Here is a 17998-nt window from a genome sequence, read left to right on the forward strand (position 1 = left end):
CGGGCCGGGTCGTCCTTCCGTATCCTCCCCTATGGTCGATCCCGCCATGATTGGATAGAATAGCTCCTCCACCAACATGTTATGTTATAACGATCTATGATAAGACGACGCCTGCTGTGCCTGTTGCTACTCCTTCTGGGCTTCACTTCGTCCCCGGCCTGGGCGGAACGCCCGCTCATTGTCACCAGCACCCACCCCCTGGCACTGATCGTCAAGGAAGTGGCTGGCGAGCAGGCGGATGTCCGGGCGCTGGTGCCCGCGGATGTCAGCCCCCATCACTACAGCATGCGGCCCTCCGAACGCCGCAGCCTCGCGGAGGCGGACCGCATCTACTGGCTGGGGGCCGGGCTGGAACCCTACCTGCAGGGGACCATGAGTGACAGCACCCTGGTCGGCAAGACCCGGACGCTGGTCGGGGCGCCACAGAATCCCCCGGAAAATGATGATCATGGGCACCACCACGCCACCGGCGAGGATCCCCATGTCTGGCTGTCCCCTGAGAGGGCCCTTGCCATGGCCCGGCGTGCCCGGGGAACCCTGGGCGCACTGGACGGGGTGGACGACCAGGCCATTGAACGCAATTACCAAGGTTTTGAGCAGAGGCTTGTTGAAACCACCGAGCGCATCCGTGCACAGCTTGAGCCTCTGCAGGTGATTACGCTGTTCACCTATCACGATGCGTTCCACTATTTCGCGGATCACTTCGGGCTGACCATCGCCGGGACGCTCACGAACAACCCGGAGCGCAGCCCCAGCGCACGGCATATCGCCGGCCTCCAGCAGTCCCTTGAAGCGGCACGATTCCCCTGTATCATGACGGAGACCCAACTCGGCGGTGACTGGTGGCGAGGTCTGGATGTACCCCAACCCCTCGCCGTGAGCCGCTGGGACCCAGTCGGGGGTGACATCCCTATCAGCGTGGGCGGCTACACAGCGTTCCTGGAGTCCCTTGCGGACGCGGTGAGCCGCTGTCGCCCCGAACAACAGCCCGAGGAAAAGTAGACCGGCATGCAACGCCCCGAACCGGATCGCCGATTCAGCATCGCACCAATGATGGACCACACCACCCGGGACTACCGCTGGTTCGTCCGGGGCCTGACCCGTCATGCCCTGCTCTACACCGAAATGGTAACCACTGGCGCCCTCATCCATGGCGACCGGGCACGCTTCCTGGACTATGACGCGGAGGAGCATCCCGTTGCGCTGCAGCTGGGGGGCGCAGACCCTGCGGAACTCGCCCAGTGCGCGGCCATGGCCGAGGCCTGGGGCTATGATGAGGTCAACCTGAACGTGGGGTGCCCCAGCGACCGGGTCCAGAACAACCGTATCGGCGCCTGCCTGATGGCGGAGCCGGACACTGTTGCCCGCGCGGTGGCCGCCATGAAGGCGAGCACTGCCCTGCCCGTCACCGTCAAACACCGCATCGGCATCGACGGCCACGAGCAGTGGGAGGACCTGGTCCACTTCATCGAGCGGGTCGCGGAGGCCGGATGCCGCACCTTCATCGTACACGCGCGCATCGCCATCCTTCAGGGGCTCAGCCCCAAGGAGAACCGGGAGGTGCCGCCACTGAAGTACGACTGGGTCCATGCCCTGCGGAAACGGTTCCCCCAGCTGGAAATCATCATCAATGGCGGCTTCTGGCAGATGGACGCCATTCGCGAACAGCTCCGGCACGTGGACGGCGTCATGATCGGCCGCGCCGCCTACCAGCAGCCCTGGCTGCTGAGCCGCGTGGACCCGGAGATCCACGGCACACCAGAGCCCTGCATCACGCGTACAGAGGCCATTGAGCGGTTCATTCCCTATCTGGAACGGCGCCTGGCCGAGGGCGTCCCCCTGCAGGCGATGAGCCGCCACATCATGAACCTTTTCCACGGCTGTGCGGGCGGCCGCCAGTTCCGCCGCCATCTCAGCGAGAACGCCCATCGCGCCGGGGCCGGCACCGGGGTTGTCCGGGATGCGCTGGCGCTGGTCCAGGAAAAGGCCGATGCCGCCTGACAGGCGGATTCCGCGCTTGTGACACCGGCGACAGCGCGCTATCGTGACTCGGGTTACCCTTCAGGGTTCCAGACACCCGGATGCACAATGGACGCAACCAGCCGATGACTTCCAAACTTGATCAGCTCCGCCAAATGACCACTGTGGTCGCCGACACCGGTGACCTGGACGCCATCCGTCAGTGGCAGCCGAGGGACGCCACAACCAACCCGTCGCTGCTGCTCAAGGCCGTGTCCTCCGACGCCTATCGCAACCTGGTGGAACAGGCACTGGCCTGGGCCCGGGAACAGGACCGGAGCGCCTCTCCGGACCCGGTTCTGGCCGGGGACTGCCTGGCCGTACTGGCGGGAGAACAGATCCTCGAGAGCGTGCCCGGCATGGTGTCCACGGAGGTCGATGCGCGCCTGTCGTTTGACCGTGATGCCACCATTGCCCGTGCCCGCGAGCTTACGCAACTCTACCGCCAACGGGGCGTGGACACCGACAGGGTCATGATCAAGATCGCCGCCACCTGGGAAGGCATCCAGGCAGCCCGGGTTCTGGAGCGCGAAGGCATTGCGTGCAACCTGACACTGCTGTTCTCATTCACCCAGGCGATGGCCTGCGCCGATGCCGGCGCCACACTGATTTCGCCATTTGTGGGGCGTATCCTCGACTGGCATCTGGCGCAGGCGGGCCTGGATGCCATTGATCCGGCTGAGGATCCCGGTGTGCGCTCGGTACAGCGCATCTACGACTATTACAAGGCACACAACTACCGCACCATCGTCATGGGGGCGAGTTTCCGCAACCAGGGCGAGATCGAGCACCTGGCCGGCTGCGACCGGCTGACAATCAGCCCGCAGCTGCTGGAATCGCTGTCACAGGATACCGGCACTCTGGAACGTCGCCTGGATCCCGGGAACGCCAGCCAAACGGAAACATACCCCCCGCTGGATGAGAGCGGCTTCCGCTGGCGCCTCAATGAGGATGCCATGGCCACCGATAAGCTTGCTGATGGCATCCGGCGCTTTGCCGCCGACCAGCGTCAGCTGGAGAAGAATCTGGGAGACTGGATCCAGGCCGCCTGAACGCCATACAGAGACCCGGAGGGCCCATGCTACTGATACTTCACCCGGATACGGCTCGCGACAGCGAAGCGTACCGCGAGACCATGAACTTCCTCGATCAGCTCAGCAATGTCGAGGTTCGTGTCCATGACGTGCTCGGGAGCCAGCAGACACTGACCGAGGTCTACCTGATCGGCGATACCAAGGCCCTCGACGCCGGAGAGATTGAAGCACTGCCCGCCGTCGAGCGGGTCATCCGCATTTCCGACGATTTCCGTGTTCTGGGCAGGCACAGTGACGCCGAACGCCAGACCGGCTTCGACTACAACGGCATCCACTTTGACCAGGACAACCTCAATGTCTTTGCCGGCCTGTGCGCGGTGGACAACCCCACTCACGTGGAGGAGATGCTCCGCGCCCTGAAGGACAATGGCCAGCAGTGCACCCGCATGGGCGCCTACAAGCCCCGCACCAACCCCTACTCCTTCCAGGGCCATGGCGCCGACTGCCTGCCCTGGGTGTTCGAACTCGCGGGCCGGTACGACATCCGGGTAGTCGCCATGGAGGTGACCCATGAGAATCATGTGTGGGAGATCGAACAGGCCCTTGAGCAGACCGGGCATCCGACCGGCGTGATGCTCCAGGTCGGGACCCGTAACACCCAGAACTTCGAGCTGCTCAAGGCTCTGGGTCGCCAGAGCACCTTCCCGGTGCTGCTCAAGCGTGGATTCGGCATCACCCTGAACGAATCCCTCAACGCGGCTGAATACCTGGCCACCGAGGGCAATACCAATGTGATCTTCTGCCTTCGGGGCATGAAAACCGAGGCCGGCAATCCACACCGCAACCTTGTTGATTTCGCTCACATTCCGGTGGTCAAACGCCTGACCCGCATGCCGGTCTGCATTGACCCCTCCCACTCCGTGGGTGTCCGCGACCGGGCACCGGATGGAATTTCCGACATCGTCCACGCCACTGCCCAGGGGGTGATCGCCGGGGCCAACATGATCCTGGCGGACTTCCATCCGAACCCGGAAAAAGCCCTGGTGGACGGCCCTCAGGCAATGCTGCCCCGGGATCTGCCCCGGTTCCTGAAAGACGTTGAACTCTGCCACGAAACGTACCGCAAACGGCGCGCGCTCTACGCCGATAACGGATGAAGGAGGCATCCGCGCCCATGCTGATCTACGGCCATCGCGGCGCCAAAGGCGAAGCGCCCGAGAACACCCTTGCCGGCTTCATGCACGCCTACCGCCATGGCATCCGCCGCTTTGAAATGGACATTATCCTGTCCCAGGACGGAGTCCCCGTGGTCATCCATGATCGCTCCCTGCTGCGGACCACGGGCAGTGACCGGGCTGTCAGCTCGGTGTCCGCCCTGGAGATGAGTACTCTGGACGCCCGCCAGAACACCGCGAGCTGGCACCACGCCACGGGTATTCCCAGTCTTGATGATGTGGTTCAGGCCTGCCCTGACTACAGGCATCTGCAGCTGGAAGTGAAGTCCGACGAGCGGGGCCGGCTCAACCGGCTCTGCAACCGCCTGGTCGAGTGGATCCAGCGGGAAAACCTCTACGAGCGGATCACCCTGACCTCAAGCAATACCGGTTTCCTGCGCTCGGCCCGCAGGCTCGATCGCCGGGTGAGCCTGGGCTATGTGGCGGAACGGCGCTTCCCTTCCCCGGTCCGGCAGGCCAAGAGTCTTGACTGCCAGTACCTGTGCTGCAACCACCGGATCTGCAGCGCGGGTCTGGTCAGCGACGCCCGCAACAAAGGCATGAGCGTGTCCACATGGACGGTTAACCGGATCCACGACATGCTGATGCTGGAGAAAATGGGTGTGGCGTCCGTGATCACGGACTACCCAACCAGCGCCCTGGTCTACTTCGAAAACCGGCGTCGGCTGGGGCATCAGGTAGAGAGCCTGCGCGGCCCGGAGACCGACACAGACCCGGAACCGTCTCTCAGAAAATCCGGTTGAGACCGTTGAGAGCCGCCACCCGATAGGCTTCCGCCATGGTGGGGTAGTTGAAGGTGGTGTTGATGAAGTAATCCAGCGTATTCGCCTCACCGGGCTGGTTCATGATCGCCTGCCCGATGTGGACGATCTCCGCCGCCTGGTCCCCGAAGCAGTGGATGCCCAGAAGCTCCTTGGTCTCTCTGTGGAACAGCAGCTTGAGCATACCCACCGGATCCCCGGAAATCTGCGCCCGGGCGAGATCCTTGAAGAAGGCCTGCCCCACTTCATAGGGCACCTTGGCTTCCGTCAGCTCGCGCTCTGTCTTACCCACGGAGCTGATCTCCGGAATGGTATAGATGCCAGTGGGTACGTCATCCACATAACGGAAGTACCGGTCCGCCATGATGTCCGACGAGGCCGAGCGGCCCTGATCGTACGCGGCACTGGCAAGGCCCGGCCAGCCGATCACATCGCCTACGGCATAGATGTTCGGGACCTGGGTCCGATAGTGATCGTCCACGGCAAGCTGGCCACGGTAGTTGGTCTCAAGCCCCACGTTCTCAAGGCCCAGGGAGCCGGTGTTGCCGCTTCGGCCATTGCACCAGAGGAAGGCATCGGAGCGCACTTTCTTGCCAGACTCAAGGTTCAGCACCACCCCGTGGTCATCCCCCTCCACCGACTCGTATTTCTCGTTGTGACGGACCAGCACGCCGTTGTTCCGCAGGTGGTAGCTGAGGGCGTCCGAAATCTCATCATCCAGGAAGGACAGAAGACGGCTGCCAGGGTTGATCAGATCCACTTTCACGCCCAGGCCGCAGAAGATGGACGCGTATTCACAGCCGATCACGCCCGCACCATAGATGGTGATGGTGCGCGGCGTGTGGGAAAGCGTCAGGATCGAGTCGCTGTTGTAGATCCGGTCGTGGGAGAAATCCACATCCGGGGGCAGATACGGCGATGACCCCGTGGCGATCACGAAGCTGTCCGCCGTAATCCGCTGCCCACCTGTCTCCTCGTCATGCAGTTCCAGCTGGTTCTGGTCCAGGAAACGCGCGCGGCTGTGGAAGCGCTGTACCCGATTGCGGGCATAGAACCCGGTTCGAAGTTTAACCTGCTTGTTGCGCACGCGTTCTGCGTTCTGCAGGACCCGGGGAAAGGAGAACCAGCGTGGCTCGCCGATATCGCGGAACATCGGATTGGTGTTGAAGTTGATGATCTGCTTGACCGAGTAACGCAGCGCCTTGGACGGAATGGTTGCCCAGTGGGTGCAGTTGCCGCCAACCGTCTGCTTGTCATCCACAATGGCAACCCGCCGACCGTGCTTTGCCGCGTTCATGGCGGCCCCTTCGCCTGCAGGCCCGGCACCAATTACCACAACATCAAAATGCTGATCCGACATCCGCTCACTCACTCCTCTATCTACCTGAATTCCGTAACCGGTGCCGCTTAAGCCCGCCGGTCGCTGTCTGCATTGTAGGTCAGGTTATCCGCTTCTCCAGCGTCCGGCGCCTCGTCATCGTCGGAGCAGCTTCCCGAGGACCGCCCGCAGACGGAGCAGCCGCTGCCACCGCCTACCTGATTGCCCACGCCCCCGCACGAGCCGCTGATGGGCTTGCGCCCAAAGATGACCCCGATCGACATGCCGGCAATCAGCACCATCACAAGCACTACTGCCAGAACAAATGTCTCAAACATGATTACCTCCATACACGGACCCACCTATTGCCATGGTGACGCCCGGGCGCCAGTGGATTCAACCAAAAACACCCGACCTTGGTCGGGTGTTCGCGGGATCAGCCCCCGAAATCATCCAGGGCTATGTTCTCATCCTCGACGCCCAGATCCTTGAGCATCTTGATGGTCACCGCATTCATGATGGGTGGCCCGCACATGTAGTACTCAATGTCCTCGGGCGCCTCATGGTGCTTCAGATAGTTCTCATAGAGGACATTATGGATGAACCCGACGTCCCCTTCCCATTCGTCCTCGGGCAGTGGATCGGACAGCGCCACATGCCAATTGAAGTTGTCAAAGTCCTCCTGGAGCTGGTTGAAGTCCTCCACATAGAACATCTCACGCCTGCTGCGCGCGCCATACCAGAAGGTGATCTTCCTGTTGGTGTTGATGCGCTTGAGCTGGTCGAAGATATGCGCCCGCATCGGAGCCATACCGGCACCACCACCAATGAAGCACATCTCCGCATCGGTATCCTTGGCAAAGAACTCGCCGAAGGGACCCATCACCGTCATCTTGTCACCCGGTTTCAGGGAGAAGACGTAAGAGGACATCTGCCCCGGCGGATGGTTGGTCCCCGGCGGTGGCGTCGCGATCCGGATATTGAAGCGCAGCTCGCCCTTCTCTTCCGGATAGTTGGCCATGGAGTAGGCCCGTACGATATCTTCCTTCACCACCGACTTGATGTCCCAGAGACCGTGCTTGTCCCAGTCCTCGTGGTACTCCTCCTCGACGTCGAAGTCCTTGAAGTGCACCTCGTGCGCAGGCGCCTCGAACTGCACATAGCCCCCGGCACGGAAGTCCACTTCCTCACCTTCCGGCAGGTTGAGGATGGTTTCCTTGATGAAGGTGGCCACGTTGTGGTTCGACTGGACCGTGCACTCCCACTTGCGCACACCGAAGAACTCCTCCGGTACCTCAACCTTCATGTCCTGCTTCACGGGCACCTGGCAGGAGAGGCGCCAGCCTTCACGCTGCTCCCGCGGCGTGAAGTGGTTCTTCTCCGTTGGCAGCACGGAGCCGCCACCCTCGTGAACCTTGCAAACGCACTGGCCACAGCTTCCGCCACCGCCACAGGCGGACGACAGGAAGATGCCCTGCTCGGCGAGCTTACCCAGGAGCTTACCGCCGCCCTGTGTCGTGAAGCTGTGTTCCGGGTCACCATTGACCTCGATCTCAATGTCACCGGAACTGACCAGTCGTGCCCGCGCACCAAGGATGACCGCGACCAGCGACAGGACGATCACGGTGAACATCACCACGCCCAGTATGATTTCTGTAACCATGACTCCGCCTTCTGCCTTGTATCCGAATACGCCGTATTACAGCGATATGCCCGAGAAGGACATGAAACCGAGCGACATCAGCCCCACGGTAATGAATGTGATGCCGAGTCCACGCAGTCCCGGCGGAACATCACTGTACTTGAGCTTCTCGCGGATGCCCGCCAGGGCCACGATGGCCAGGGCCCAGCCAACGCCGGCACCGAACCCATAGGCCACGCTCTCACCGAACGCATAGTCACGCTCGACCATGAACAGTGACGCGCCCAGGATCGCACAGTTCACCGTGATCAGCGGCAGGAAAACCCCCAGCGCGCTGTACAGTGCCGGCACATAGCGGTCCAGGAACATCTCCAGAATCTGGACCAGAGCCGCGATCACACCAATATAGGTCAAAAGCCCGAGAAAGCTCAGGTTCATGTTGGGCAGCCCTGCCCAGGACAGGGCGCCATCACGCAGGACATAGTTGTAGATGAGGTTGTTCACCGGGACCGAGATGGTGAGCACCACCACCACGGCAATCCCCAGTCCCATAGCGGCTTCTACCTTCTTGGAGATGGCCAGGAAGGTACACATCCCCAGGAAGAAGGCCAGCGCCAGGTTTTCGACGAAAACGGCCTGGAGGATGAGGCTGATATAGTGTTCCATCAGAACGCCTCCCGTACTTTATGGGGCTGCATCTCGAACTCCTCCTCCTCGATCTGGTCCGGATCCCAGATCCGCACGGCCCAGATGAAGAAGCCGATCAGGAAGAAGGCGCTCGGCGGGAGCAGCATCAGGCCGTTCGGGACATAGAAGCCGCCCTCACTGGCCAGTGGCAGTACCGTTAAGCCCATCCAGGTACCCGCACCCAGGATCTCCCGGAACGTGGCCACCACAATCAGGATCAGGCTGTAGCCCAGGCCGTTACCAAGACCGTCCACAAAGCTCAGCCAGGGCCCGTTCTGCATCGCGAACCCTTCGGCCCGGCCGAGGATGATGCAGTTGGTGATGATCAGGCCCACGAACACCGAAAGCTGCTTACTGATCTCGTAGGCGAACGCCTTGAGGAACTGGTCCACGACAATGACCAGAGAGGCGATGATGGTCATCTGGACAATGATCCGGATACTGCTCGGAATCTGTTTGCGGATCAGCGATACCGCAAAGTTTGAGGCACAGGTCACCGCGATCACGGAGGCACACATCACCAGACTCACCTTGACGCTGGACGTAACGGCCAGAGCCGAACAGATGCCCAGAATCTGAAGTGCGATCGGGTTATTGTGCAGTATGGGTCCAAACAGGACGTCTTTGGTTTTCAGTTCCGCCATGGCTCAGATCTCCCCGTTGCGCACCTTGGCGAGGAAGGGCGCATAGCCCCGCTCGCCAAGCCAGAAATTGATCGTACTTTCAACACCCCGGGATGTCAGCGTCGCCCCGGAAAGCGCATCAACCTTATGCTCGCGGCCCTCGGTGTTCTCGCCCACACCACCCTTGATCAGGCGGAAGTTGGGGGTCTGCCAGTTGCCCGGCTCGTAGATTTTCTTACCCTTCCACTTGGCAACCCAGTCCGGGCTCTGGATCTTCGCCCCCAGCCCCGGAGTCTCACCGTGCTCGTAGAAGCGCAGGCCGGCTACAGTGTTCGCATCCCCTTCAAGGGCAAGGAAACCGTACATGGTGGACCAGAGTCCATAGCCGTGAATCGGTAGAACCACCCGCTCCACCGAGCCATTGTCCTTCAGAACGAAGGCCTTGCGGTACATTGCCTGGCGGTTGATGCCGGCCGGATCATTCTCAAGCCCCCGGGAGATATCCGGATCGCGGGAAGCCCGGCGCTGGTCATAGGATTCCACGGATTTCGCCTTGGCTTGTTCAGGCGAAACCGTCTCACCGGTTCCCATTTCCACCAGCAGCACATCAAACCGGTCAAACGTTTCCGCGACCCTGTCATTGGATGCATCCGCCTCAATGATTCCGGCTGCGGCAAGCATGTTGGAACGGGTGCTCAGAGCCTCATTCCGCTCCTGAGCCGGCCGCAGCGTGACCGCCGCGCCCGAGACAATCACGGAGAAGACGATGCTGAGCGTTACGGCGACGATCAGGATCTTGCTGACGGTATCGTTAGACTGCGACACGGGCCTGCCTCCGCTTGATATTCGCCTGAATGACGAGGTGGTCGATGAAGGGTGCGAACAGGTTCGCGAACAGGATTGCGAGCATCACCCCTTCCGGGAATGCCGGATTCACAACCCGGATCAGTACCGTCATCACGCCGATGAAGATGCCGAACACCCAACGCCCGGTGTTGGTCATGGACGCGGACACCGGATCCGTCGCCATGAACATCATGGCAAACGCGAAACCTCCGATCACAAAGTGCCAGTGAGGCGGAATCTCAAACATCGGATTACTGTCGGAGCCCACCGCATTGAACAGCAGCGCCGTGCCGATCAGACCTATCAGCGTACCAAACACGATGCGATAACTGGCGATCTTCATCAACAGCAGCACAGCACCACCGATCAGGATCGCCAGTGTTGACGTCTCACCGACGGACCCCTGCATGAACCCGAAGAAGGCATCAAACCAGGTCAGATGATTACTCAACCCCTCCATGCCACTGGAAGCAGCGACACTCAGTGCGGTCGCACCGCTGAAACCGTCCACGGCGGTCCAGACCTCGTTGCCCGAGATCTGGGCGGGATACGCGAAGTACAGGAAGGCCCGCCCGGTCAGTGCCGGGTTCAGGAAGTTCTTGCCGGTACCCCCGAAGATCTCCTTGGCGACAACCACACCGAAGGTGATGCCCAGCGCCACCTGCCACAGGGGAATAGTGGGCGGCAGTATGAGCGCGAACAGAATGGAGGTGACAAAGAACCCTTCATTGACCTCATGCTTGCGCACGGTCGCGAAGAGGACTTCCCAGAAACCGCCAACCACGAAGGTCACGAAGTAGATGGGAACGAAATAGGCGGCACCGAAGATGATGTTATCCCAGATGCTGCCGGGGTCATTGCCCGCCAGTGCGGAGATGAAGGCGGCACGCAGCCCCTCGTCCGCCATGGCCATGCCCTGCTCGGCCAGATAGGTGTTGGCCTGGTAACCCGCGTTCCACATACCGAAGAACATGGCCGGGAAGACACAGAACCACACGGTGATCATGATCCGCTTGAGATCAATGCCATCACGCACATGGGCGTTGGTCCGGGTCACCGATGGCGGTGTATAGAAAATGGTGTCCACCGCTTCGTACAGGGGATACCAGCGCTCAAAACGCCCCCCTTTCTCGAAGTGCGGCTCAATCCGGTCGAATATCTGTCTCAGCCCCATGAATCAGCCCTCGATCTCAATGCGCGTCAGATTCTGTCGGAGAATCGGCCCGAACTCATACTTGCCGGGACACACGAAGGTGCACAGAGCAAGGTCTTCCTCGTCGAGTTCCAGTGCCCCGAGTTGCTGGGCCTGTTCGGTGTCCTGAACGATCAGCGAACGCAGCAGCTGGGTGGGCAGAATGTCGAGGGGCATCACCTCCTCGTAGACTCCGATCGGAACCATGGCCCGCTCTGAGCCATTGGTGGTGGTTGTGAAGTTGAACCGCTTACCCGGCATCAGCTTGGAAAGGTAGATATTGAGGCGGGAGAACCGGTTGGACCCGGGCGAGAGCCATCCCATGAAGTGCCGGCGATAGCCTTCTTCAAGGGCGGTGACCTGGGTGGCCGTGCGTGCCAGATAGCTTACCGGCCCACGTGCGGCGCGGCCGCCCAGCACGGAGCCGTTCACCAGCCGGATATCCATATCGCCCTGCTCCAGCTCACCTTCGAGCAGTTCCTCGAGGCTGGCACCGATACGGGTGCGGAGCAGACGCGGCTTGGCGGCACAGGGACCGGTAATGGCCACGATCTGTTCCGTGGGCAGCATGCCGGTGGTGAAAAGGCGGCCGATGTCCATCACATTCTGGTAGCCCACCGTCCAGACCACTTTCTCACCGCCCACGGGGTCAATGAAGTGGATATGGGTGCCGACATTGCCGGCGGGATGGGGGCCATCAAACGTATGCTGCTGGAACTGGTCGCCCGAGGGCATCGATATCCGGGCATCCGGGCCACTGCCCAGGTGGACGGAGCCACTGGTCAGCCGTGAGAGTACGCGCAGACCGTTCTCGAACGCCTCGGGATCCTCATTGATGATGGTCTGGGGATCCGGTGCCAGCGGATGGGTATCCATCGCGGAGACGAAAATCGCGTGAGGCTCCGGCGCATCAATCGCCGGCACCTTGCTGTAGGGACGGGTTCTGATCACCGTCCACATGCCGGAATTGACAAGGTTATCCACCACGTCCTGACGGGCAAGCCCGTCAATCTCGGAAGCGCTGTAACGGCTGAAGGTTTCCGCCTCCTCATTCTCATCCACTTCGATGACGAGAGACTGGAAAACACGCCGTTCCCCGCGGTTGATTTCCCGGACGGTGCCACCGGCCGGAGCGGTGTAGACAACGCCTTCGTTCTTCTTGTCCGTGAAAAGGAGCTGCCCCCGCTTAACCTGGTCGCCCTCCCGAACCTTCAGAGTCGGCTTCATGCCGATGTAGTCAAAACCGGTCAGGGCCACATGCCGTACAGGCCGTCCCTGCTCGATGGTCGGTTCGGGCGCGCCAGTTATCGGAAGATCGAGGCCTTTCTTGATCTTGATCATTCGCTTTGCCCAATCAGAACTGGATGGAGTGAAAAACCGGCCCAATTATAGAGATACCAGGCACAGGATTCCACACAGAACCGGCCCTGAGCACCTACCCCATAAGTGGGAGGCGCGCCGCGGGCCGGTCATGCAGGGATGCAGTCAGTGGTCCGCAGCGGTGCCGCGCTCCGGGAAGATGGGGAAGGACATACCGGCCATCTCGCTCACCAGCCGGATGACCTGAGCGCTGTAGCCCGCCTCGTTGTCATACCAGACATAGAGCACAACACGATTTCCATTGGCGATCGTGGCCTGGCCATCCACAACCCCTGCATGGCGGGAGCCCACAAAGTCGGAGGACACCACCTCGGGGGAACTCACGTAATCAACCTGCTTCTGTAGATCCGAGTGCAGCGCCACGTCCCGCAGGAACTCGTTCATTTCATCACGCGCTGCCGCCTTCTCAAGGTTCAGATTGAGAATGGCCATGGACACGTTGGGCGTGGGCACCCGGATGGCGTTGCCGGTGAGCTTGCCGTCCAGGTCCGGCAGGGCCTTGGCAACCGCCTTGGCCGCCCCGGTCTCGGTCAGGACCATGTTCAGCGGCGCGCTGCGCCCCCGGCGCTCACCCTTGTGGTAGTTGTCGATCAGGTTCTGGTCGTTGGTGTAGGCATGGACCGTCTCCATGTGCCCATCAACAATACCGAACTGCTCCTTCACCGCCTTGAGAACGGGGGTGATGGCATTGGTGGTACAGGACGCCACGGAGAGAATCCGATCCTCGTCCGTGTACAGATCATTGTTGATGCCCGGAACAATGTTCTTGATGTTGCCCTTACCGGGCGCTGTCAGGACGACACGGCTGGCCCCCTTGGACTTGAGGTGCAGGCCCAGACCTTCGTCATCACGCCACTTACCGGTATTGTCGATGATGATGGCGTTGTCGATGCCGTACTGGGTGTAATCCACCTGATCCGGGCCATCGGAGTAGATGACCTTGATGTAGTTGCCATTGGCGATGATGGCCTCGTTTTCCTCGTCCACCGTAATGGTGCCGCGGAAGGAGCCATGCACGGAGTCACGGCGCAGCAGGCTGGCGCGCTTTTCCAGGTCGTTCTCGGCTCCGCCCTTGCGCACGACGATGGCACGCAGGCGCAGGTTGTTGCCGCCGCCGGCCTTCTCCACCAGGATCCGGGCGAGGTAGCGCCCGATCCGACCGAAACCGTAAAGGACAATGTCCTTGGTTTCGCTCTCGCTCGCGGCTTTGGCCTCCTCGTCGTACCGGTCAACGACCGGATTGACCGCTTCACGCAGGAAGTCCTCCAGGCTCTGTTCGTCACGCACCTGGTTGTACTGGTTCGCCAGCTTGCCGACGTCGATGTGCGCCTGACCCAGGTTCAGCCGATCCAGTGTCTCGAGGACCGGGTAGGTGTCGTGGACATCCAGCTCTTCCGCCTCAATCTGGCGCACGAATCGGTGTGCCTTGAGGATGTTGATGACCGACTGGTTGATCAGCGCGCGGCCGTACATGGACGTCACCACATTGTTGCGGCGGTACAGACGGCCGATCAACGGAATCATGGCTTCAGCGATGGCTTCGCGCTCGGTCCAGTCGGAAAAGTAGCGGTTGAGTTGCTCCTGGCTCACGATCAGGGTCCTCTGAAACAGGGTGTATGTCGGGTCATGGCCTCTGGCCCTTGCGGGCTGGCGTATTATCCAGTTTAAAGCGCTCCGGCGCAATCGACTCCGCCGCGCCGGGGTGGCAGGCACGGCGCCTCAGGCTTAGAATGGCGCCTCCGCACACCAACCATGCAGCGTTGATGAACCAGACCAGCACCCAGTCCCCGCTCCTGCCCGCCGATCCACCCACCCGCGGCGGCGATCACCGACACTGGGGATCGCTCCCCGGCAGCGCCCGCTCCCTGGCCATACTTGAAGCCAGCCGGCGCTTCCCAGGGCTTACTCTGGTGATCACTGGCAGCACTGACGAAGCCCAGGCGCTTGAGCAGGAACTGGCGTTCTACCGTGATGATGAACAGGATGATGCCCTGCTCTCTCTGCCGGACTGGGAGACACTCCCTTACGATATGTTCTCGCCCCATGAGGCGATCATTTCCCAGCGCATACGGACCCTGCACCAGCTGCCGCGAATGCAGCGCGGCCTCCTGGTACTGCCGGCCAGGACCCTGATGCACCGGCTGCCGCCACCCTCGTTCACCGAGGGCAACACACTTCTGCTGGCGACAGGGGATCCGCTGCCGATTGACGACTGGCGCCAGCGGCTCGAGGCCGTGGGCTACCGCCATGCCGATAACGTCCAGGAACACGGCGAATACGCCGTACGCGGCTCAATCCTCGACATCTACCCGATGGGAGCCGACCTCCCCTACCGGATCGAACTCTTCGATGATGAAGTGGAAACACTCCGCACCTTCGATCCGGAGACCCAGCGCTCCATTGACCAGGTGGAACGCATTGAACTGCTCCCCGCCCATGAATTCCCCTGGGACGAGCGCTCGCGCCAGCGCTTCCGCAACCGCTGGAACGAGGCATTCCCGGAGGCACCGCGCGAGGCCCCGGTGTATCAGGACGTGGCCGCCGGCATCCGGCCTCCGGGGATCGAGTATTTCCTGCCGCTTTTCTTTGACGAAACCGCCACCCTGTTCGACTACCTCCCGCAGCAGTCACTGGTCCTGACGGATCCCGACCTCCAGGGGGCGCTGGATCACTTCCAGGCGGAGGTTGATGAGCGCTACGAGGAACGCCGGTACGACCGTTACCGACCGATACTGTCCCCGAAGGAGGTGTTCCTGCGGACCGAGGAATGCTTCCGGCACATCCGCCGCCTGCCCCGGGTCACCTGGTTTGCCGGGGAACAGCCCGAGGGTGCCGGTGTGCTCAACATGCCCTGTGCACCGCTGCCCGACATAGCACTGGACGCCCGCGCGGAGGATCCGGCAGCGAAGCTGCGGAGCTTCATGGACCAGTATTCACCCCGCGTGCTGTTTGCAGCCGACTCCGCCGGCCGCCGCGAAGCGCTTCTGGAGCAGCTGAAGCAGTATGGCTGGGACCCAAGGGAAGTTGATCACTGGCAGCAATTCCAGACCGGCAGCGACACCGTGGGCCTTTGCACGGGCCCTCTGGAACACGGCGCCTGGCTCGACGAATCCGGGGTCTGCGTCATCGCGGAGGCGGAACTCTACGGCCAGCGGGTGATGCAGCGCCGGCGGCGCCAGCGTGCCACCGACTCGGACACCGAAGGCAGCATCCGGGATCTTTCCGAGCTGCGCGTCGGCGCTCCTGTGGTGCACATTGACCACGGCATCGGCCGCTACCAGGGGCTGCAGACCATCGAGGTGGACGGCCAGCCCACCGAGTTCCTGACCCTGCAGTACGCCAATGGCGCCAACCTCTATGTGCCGGTCTCCAACCTGCACCTGATCTCACGCTACAGCGGCGTGGATGATGCCACCGCGCCCCTGCACAGGCTTGGTTCCGAGAAATGGAACCAGGCCAAACAGAAAGCACTGGAGAAGGTCCGGGACACCGCCGCCGAACTGCTGGACGTGTACGCCCGGCGCGAAGCCAGCCAGGGTTACGCCTTCCCGCAGCCGGATGACGCCTACCGCTCCTTCTGCGCCGAGTTTCCGTTCGAGGAAACACCGGACCAGATGGCGGCCATTGAAGCCGTCGAAAACGACATGGCCAGTAAGCAGCCCATGGACCGGCTGATCTGCGGCGATGTGGGCTTCGGCAAGACGGAAGTGGCCATGCGTGCCGCTTTCCTGGCGACCCACGCCGGCAAACAGGTGGTGGTGCTGGTGCCCACCACCCTGCTCGCCCAGCAGCATTACGACTCCTTCCGCGACCGTTTTGCCGAGACCGGCGTGCGCGTGGAACTGCTCAGCCGCTTCCGCAGCCAGAAACAGCAGCAGGCGACCATGGCGCGCGCTGCCGAGGGCGAGGCGGACATCATCATCGGCACCCATAAGCTGCTCCAGGGGGACCTCAACTTCCCCGACCTGGGACTGGCGATCATCGACGAGGAACACCGCTTCGGCGTTAACCAGAAAGAAAAGCTCAAGCAGCTGCGCGCCCAGGTGGACGTGCTCACCCTCACCGCAACGCCCATCCCGCGGACCCTGAACATGGCCATGGGCAACCTGCGGGACCTGTCCATCATCGCCACGCCGCCCGCCCGGCGGCTTTCCGTCAAGACCTTCGTGCGCCGGCGCGAGGATGCCCTTGTGAAGGAGGCGATACTCCGGGAAATCCTGCGTGGCGGCCAGGTCTACTACCTGCACAATGATGTGGAATCCATTGAGCGCCTGGCCGAAGAGGTCCGGACCCTGGTTCCCGAGGCCCGGGTGGGTGTGGCCCACGGGCAGATGCGCGAGCGCGAACTCGAGCAGATCATGTCCGACTTCTACCACAAGCGCTTCAATGTGCTGGTCTGCACCACCATCATCGAAACCGGCATCGACATCCCGAGTGCCAACACCATCCTCATTGAGCGCGCGGACCGCTTCGGACTGGCCCAGCTGCACCAGCTCCGGGGCCGGGTCGGCCGCTCCCATCACCAGGCCTACGCCTATCTCCTGACACCGGAAGGCAAGAAGATCACCGGCGATGCGGAGAAACGCCTGGATGCCATTGCCGCCGCCCAGGACCTGGGTGCCGGCTTCATGCTCGCCACACACGACCTGGAGATCCGCGGCGCCGGCGAACTGCTGGGCGACGACCAGAGCGGCCAGATCCAGGGCGTGGGCCTGACCCTCTACATGGAACTGCTGGACGAAGCCGTGAAGGCCATCCGTGAGGGGCGCACGCCCAATGCGGACCTGCCCATCCGCCATGGTACCGAGATCAACCTGCGCATCCCGGCACTGATCCCCGAGGACTACCTGCCGGACGTCCACCAGCGCCTGATCCTCTACAAGCGCCTGGCCAGCACCCAGAGCCAGGAACAGCTGAAGGAGCTTCAGGTGGAAATCATCGATCGCTTCGGCCTGCTGCCCGAGCCACTCAAGAACCTGGTACGCCAGACCGGGCTGCGCATCCGGGCTGAAGCGCTCGGGATCAGCAAGGTGGATGCAGCAGGCTCCTCCGCCACCATGGCATTCAGCGCCGATACCCGGGTGGATCCACTGGTGCTGGTGGAACTGGTCCAGAGCTCGCCCGCGGACTACGCGCTGGAAAGTGGTGACCAGCTGAAGTTCCGGCTGAACGGGGAAACCGCGGATGATAGACTCAATGATCTTGATCGCTTCCTGACGCTTCTGGAAGAACGCGCCACGGAGAGCAAAGGAACCCAATAG

At 61.9% G+C, this 17998-nt stretch carries 15 protein-coding genes; 6 read left to right on the forward strand and 9 right to left on the reverse strand.

Annotated elements, in window-relative coordinates:
* The first annotated feature begins 96 nt into the window (after nt 1-96).
* From GLW01_RS09130 to GLW01_RS09150, 5 genes are all read left to right on the forward strand, one after another.
* Complete coding sequence (locus tag GLW01_RS09130; protein ID WP_160898850.1) at nt 97-1002, forward strand: metal ABC transporter substrate-binding protein; 906 nt, start codon at nt 97-99, stop codon at nt 1000-1002.
* A 6-nt stretch (nt 1003-1008) separates the two neighbouring features.
* Nucleotides 1009-2001 (forward strand): tRNA dihydrouridine(20/20a) synthase DusA, encoded by a 993-nt coding sequence (dusA, locus tag GLW01_RS09135; protein WP_160898851.1) that lies wholly within the window; start codon nt 1009-1011, stop codon nt 1999-2001.
* 104 nt (nt 2002-2105) lie between these two features.
* Nucleotides 2106-3071, forward strand: a complete 966-nt coding sequence (gene tal, locus GLW01_RS09140; RefSeq protein WP_160898852.1) for a transaldolase — start codon at nt 2106-2108, stop codon at nt 3069-3071.
* Nucleotides 3072-3097: 26 nt separating this feature from the next.
* On the forward strand, nt 3098-4210 hold the full coding sequence (locus GLW01_RS09145) for a 3-deoxy-7-phosphoheptulonate synthase (RefSeq protein WP_160898853.1): 1113 nt from the start codon (nt 3098-3100) through the stop codon (nt 4208-4210).
* A 17-nt stretch (nt 4211-4227) separates the two neighbouring features.
* Nucleotides 4228-5031, forward strand: a complete 804-nt coding sequence (locus tag GLW01_RS09150; RefSeq protein WP_151439651.1) for a glycerophosphodiester phosphodiesterase — start codon at nt 4228-4230, stop codon at nt 5029-5031.
* Here GLW01_RS09150 and sthA read toward each other — a convergent pair.
* The 9 genes from sthA to GLW01_RS09195 all read right to left on the reverse strand — a co-directional run bounded on the left by sthA (nt 5015) and on the right by GLW01_RS09195 (nt 14327).
* A complete protein-coding gene (sthA, locus tag GLW01_RS09155; RefSeq protein WP_095617050.1) occupies nt 5015-6409 on the reverse strand; it encodes a Si-specific NAD(P)(+) transhydrogenase in 1395 nt (464 codons plus the stop codon). The two genes, GLW01_RS09150 and sthA, sit on opposite strands and share 17 nt — an antisense overlap.
* 47 nt (nt 6410-6456) lie before the next feature.
* Entirely contained in the window at nt 6457-6705 is a 249-nt protein-coding gene (gene nqrM, locus GLW01_RS09160) for a (Na+)-NQR maturation NqrM (RefSeq protein WP_095617051.1), read from the reverse strand.
* Nucleotides 6706-6803: 98 nt separating this feature from the next.
* Complete coding sequence (nqrF, locus tag GLW01_RS09165) at nt 6804-8030, reverse strand: NADH:ubiquinone reductase (Na(+)-transporting) subunit F (protein WP_151439370.1); 1227 nt, start codon at nt 8028-8030, stop codon at nt 6804-6806.
* A gap of 36 nt (nt 8031-8066) precedes the next feature.
* Nucleotides 8067-8675, reverse strand: a complete 609-nt coding sequence (gene nqrE, locus GLW01_RS09170) for an NADH:ubiquinone reductase (Na(+)-transporting) subunit E (protein WP_151439369.1) — start codon at nt 8673-8675, stop codon at nt 8067-8069.
* The gene (locus GLW01_RS09175) at nt 8675-9340 is read right to left on the reverse strand and encodes an NADH:ubiquinone reductase (Na(+)-transporting) subunit D (RefSeq protein ID WP_160898854.1); all 666 of its coding nucleotides are present in this window, start codon (nt 9338-9340) and stop codon (nt 8675-8677) included. Before GLW01_RS09175 ends, nqrE begins: the two co-directional genes overlap by 1 nt.
* Nucleotides 9341-9343: 3 nt before the next feature.
* Nucleotides 9344-10144, reverse strand: a complete 801-nt coding sequence (locus GLW01_RS09180; protein WP_151439367.1) for a Na(+)-translocating NADH-quinone reductase subunit C — start codon at nt 10142-10144, stop codon at nt 9344-9346.
* Nucleotides 10131-11339 (reverse strand): NADH:ubiquinone reductase (Na(+)-transporting) subunit B, encoded by a 1209-nt coding sequence (locus GLW01_RS09185; RefSeq protein ID WP_151439366.1) that lies wholly within the window; start codon nt 11337-11339, stop codon nt 10131-10133. The genes GLW01_RS09180 and GLW01_RS09185 overlap by 14 nt, the downstream gene beginning before the upstream one ends.
* 3 nt (nt 11340-11342) lie before the next feature.
* A complete protein-coding gene (locus GLW01_RS09190) occupies nt 11343-12698 on the reverse strand; it encodes a Na(+)-translocating NADH-quinone reductase subunit A (RefSeq protein ID WP_160898855.1) in 1356 nt (451 codons plus the stop codon).
* 144 nt (nt 12699-12842) lie between these two features.
* Nucleotides 12843-14327, reverse strand: a complete 1485-nt coding sequence (locus tag GLW01_RS09195; RefSeq protein WP_151439364.1) for a glyceraldehyde-3-phosphate dehydrogenase — start codon at nt 14325-14327, stop codon at nt 12843-12845.
* 173 nt (nt 14328-14500) lie between these two features.
* Between GLW01_RS09195 and mfd the strand changes: the two genes are divergently transcribed.
* The gene (mfd, locus tag GLW01_RS09200; protein WP_151439363.1) at nt 14501-17998 is read left to right on the forward strand and encodes a transcription-repair coupling factor; all 3498 of its coding nucleotides are present in this window, start codon (nt 14501-14503) and stop codon (nt 17996-17998) included.

This window comes from Vreelandella halophila (assembly GCF_009856365.1).
GTDB lineage: Bacteria > Pseudomonadota > Gammaproteobacteria > Pseudomonadales > Oleiphilaceae > Halospina > Halospina utahensis_B.

Coding starts and splice junctions, on each gene's coding strand:
- GLW01_RS09175 (WP_160898854.1), bottom strand. CDS start 9,340: ATGGCGGAACTGAAAACCAAAGACGTCCTGTTTGGACCCATACTGCAC.
- GLW01_RS09185 (WP_151439366.1), bottom strand. CDS start 11,339: ATGGGGCTGAGACAGATATTCGACCGGATTGAGCCGCACTTCGAGAAA.
- sthA (WP_095617050.1), bottom strand. CDS start 6,409: ATGTCGGATCAGCATTTTGATGTTGTGGTAATTGGTGCCGGGCCTGCA.
- tal (WP_160898852.1), top strand. CDS start 2,106: ATGACTTCCAAACTTGATCAGCTCCGCCAAATGACCACTGTGGTCGCC.
- GLW01_RS09190 (WP_160898855.1), bottom strand. CDS start 12,698: ATGATCAAGATCAAGAAAGGCCTCGATCTTCCGATAACTGGCGCGCCC.
- nqrF (WP_151439370.1), bottom strand. CDS start 8,030: ATGGTTACAGAAATCATACTGGGCGTGGTGATGTTCACCGTGATCGTC.
- GLW01_RS09130 (WP_160898850.1), top strand. CDS start 97: ATGATAAGACGACGCCTGCTGTGCCTGTTGCTACTCCTTCTGGGCTTC.
- mfd (WP_151439363.1), top strand. CDS start 14,501: ATGAACCAGACCAGCACCCAGTCCCCGCTCCTGCCCGCCGATCCACCC.
- dusA (WP_160898851.1), top strand. CDS start 1,009: ATGCAACGCCCCGAACCGGATCGCCGATTCAGCATCGCACCAATGATG.
- nqrM (WP_095617051.1), bottom strand. CDS start 6,705: ATGTTTGAGACATTTGTTCTGGCAGTAGTGCTTGTGATGGTGCTGATT.
- GLW01_RS09145 (WP_160898853.1), top strand. CDS start 3,098: ATGCTACTGATACTTCACCCGGATACGGCTCGCGACAGCGAAGCGTAC.
- GLW01_RS09150 (WP_151439651.1), top strand. CDS start 4,228: ATGCTGATCTACGGCCATCGCGGCGCCAAAGGCGAAGCGCCCGAGAAC.
- nqrE (WP_151439369.1), bottom strand. CDS start 8,675: ATGGAACACTATATCAGCCTCATCCTCCAGGCCGTTTTCGTCGAAAAC.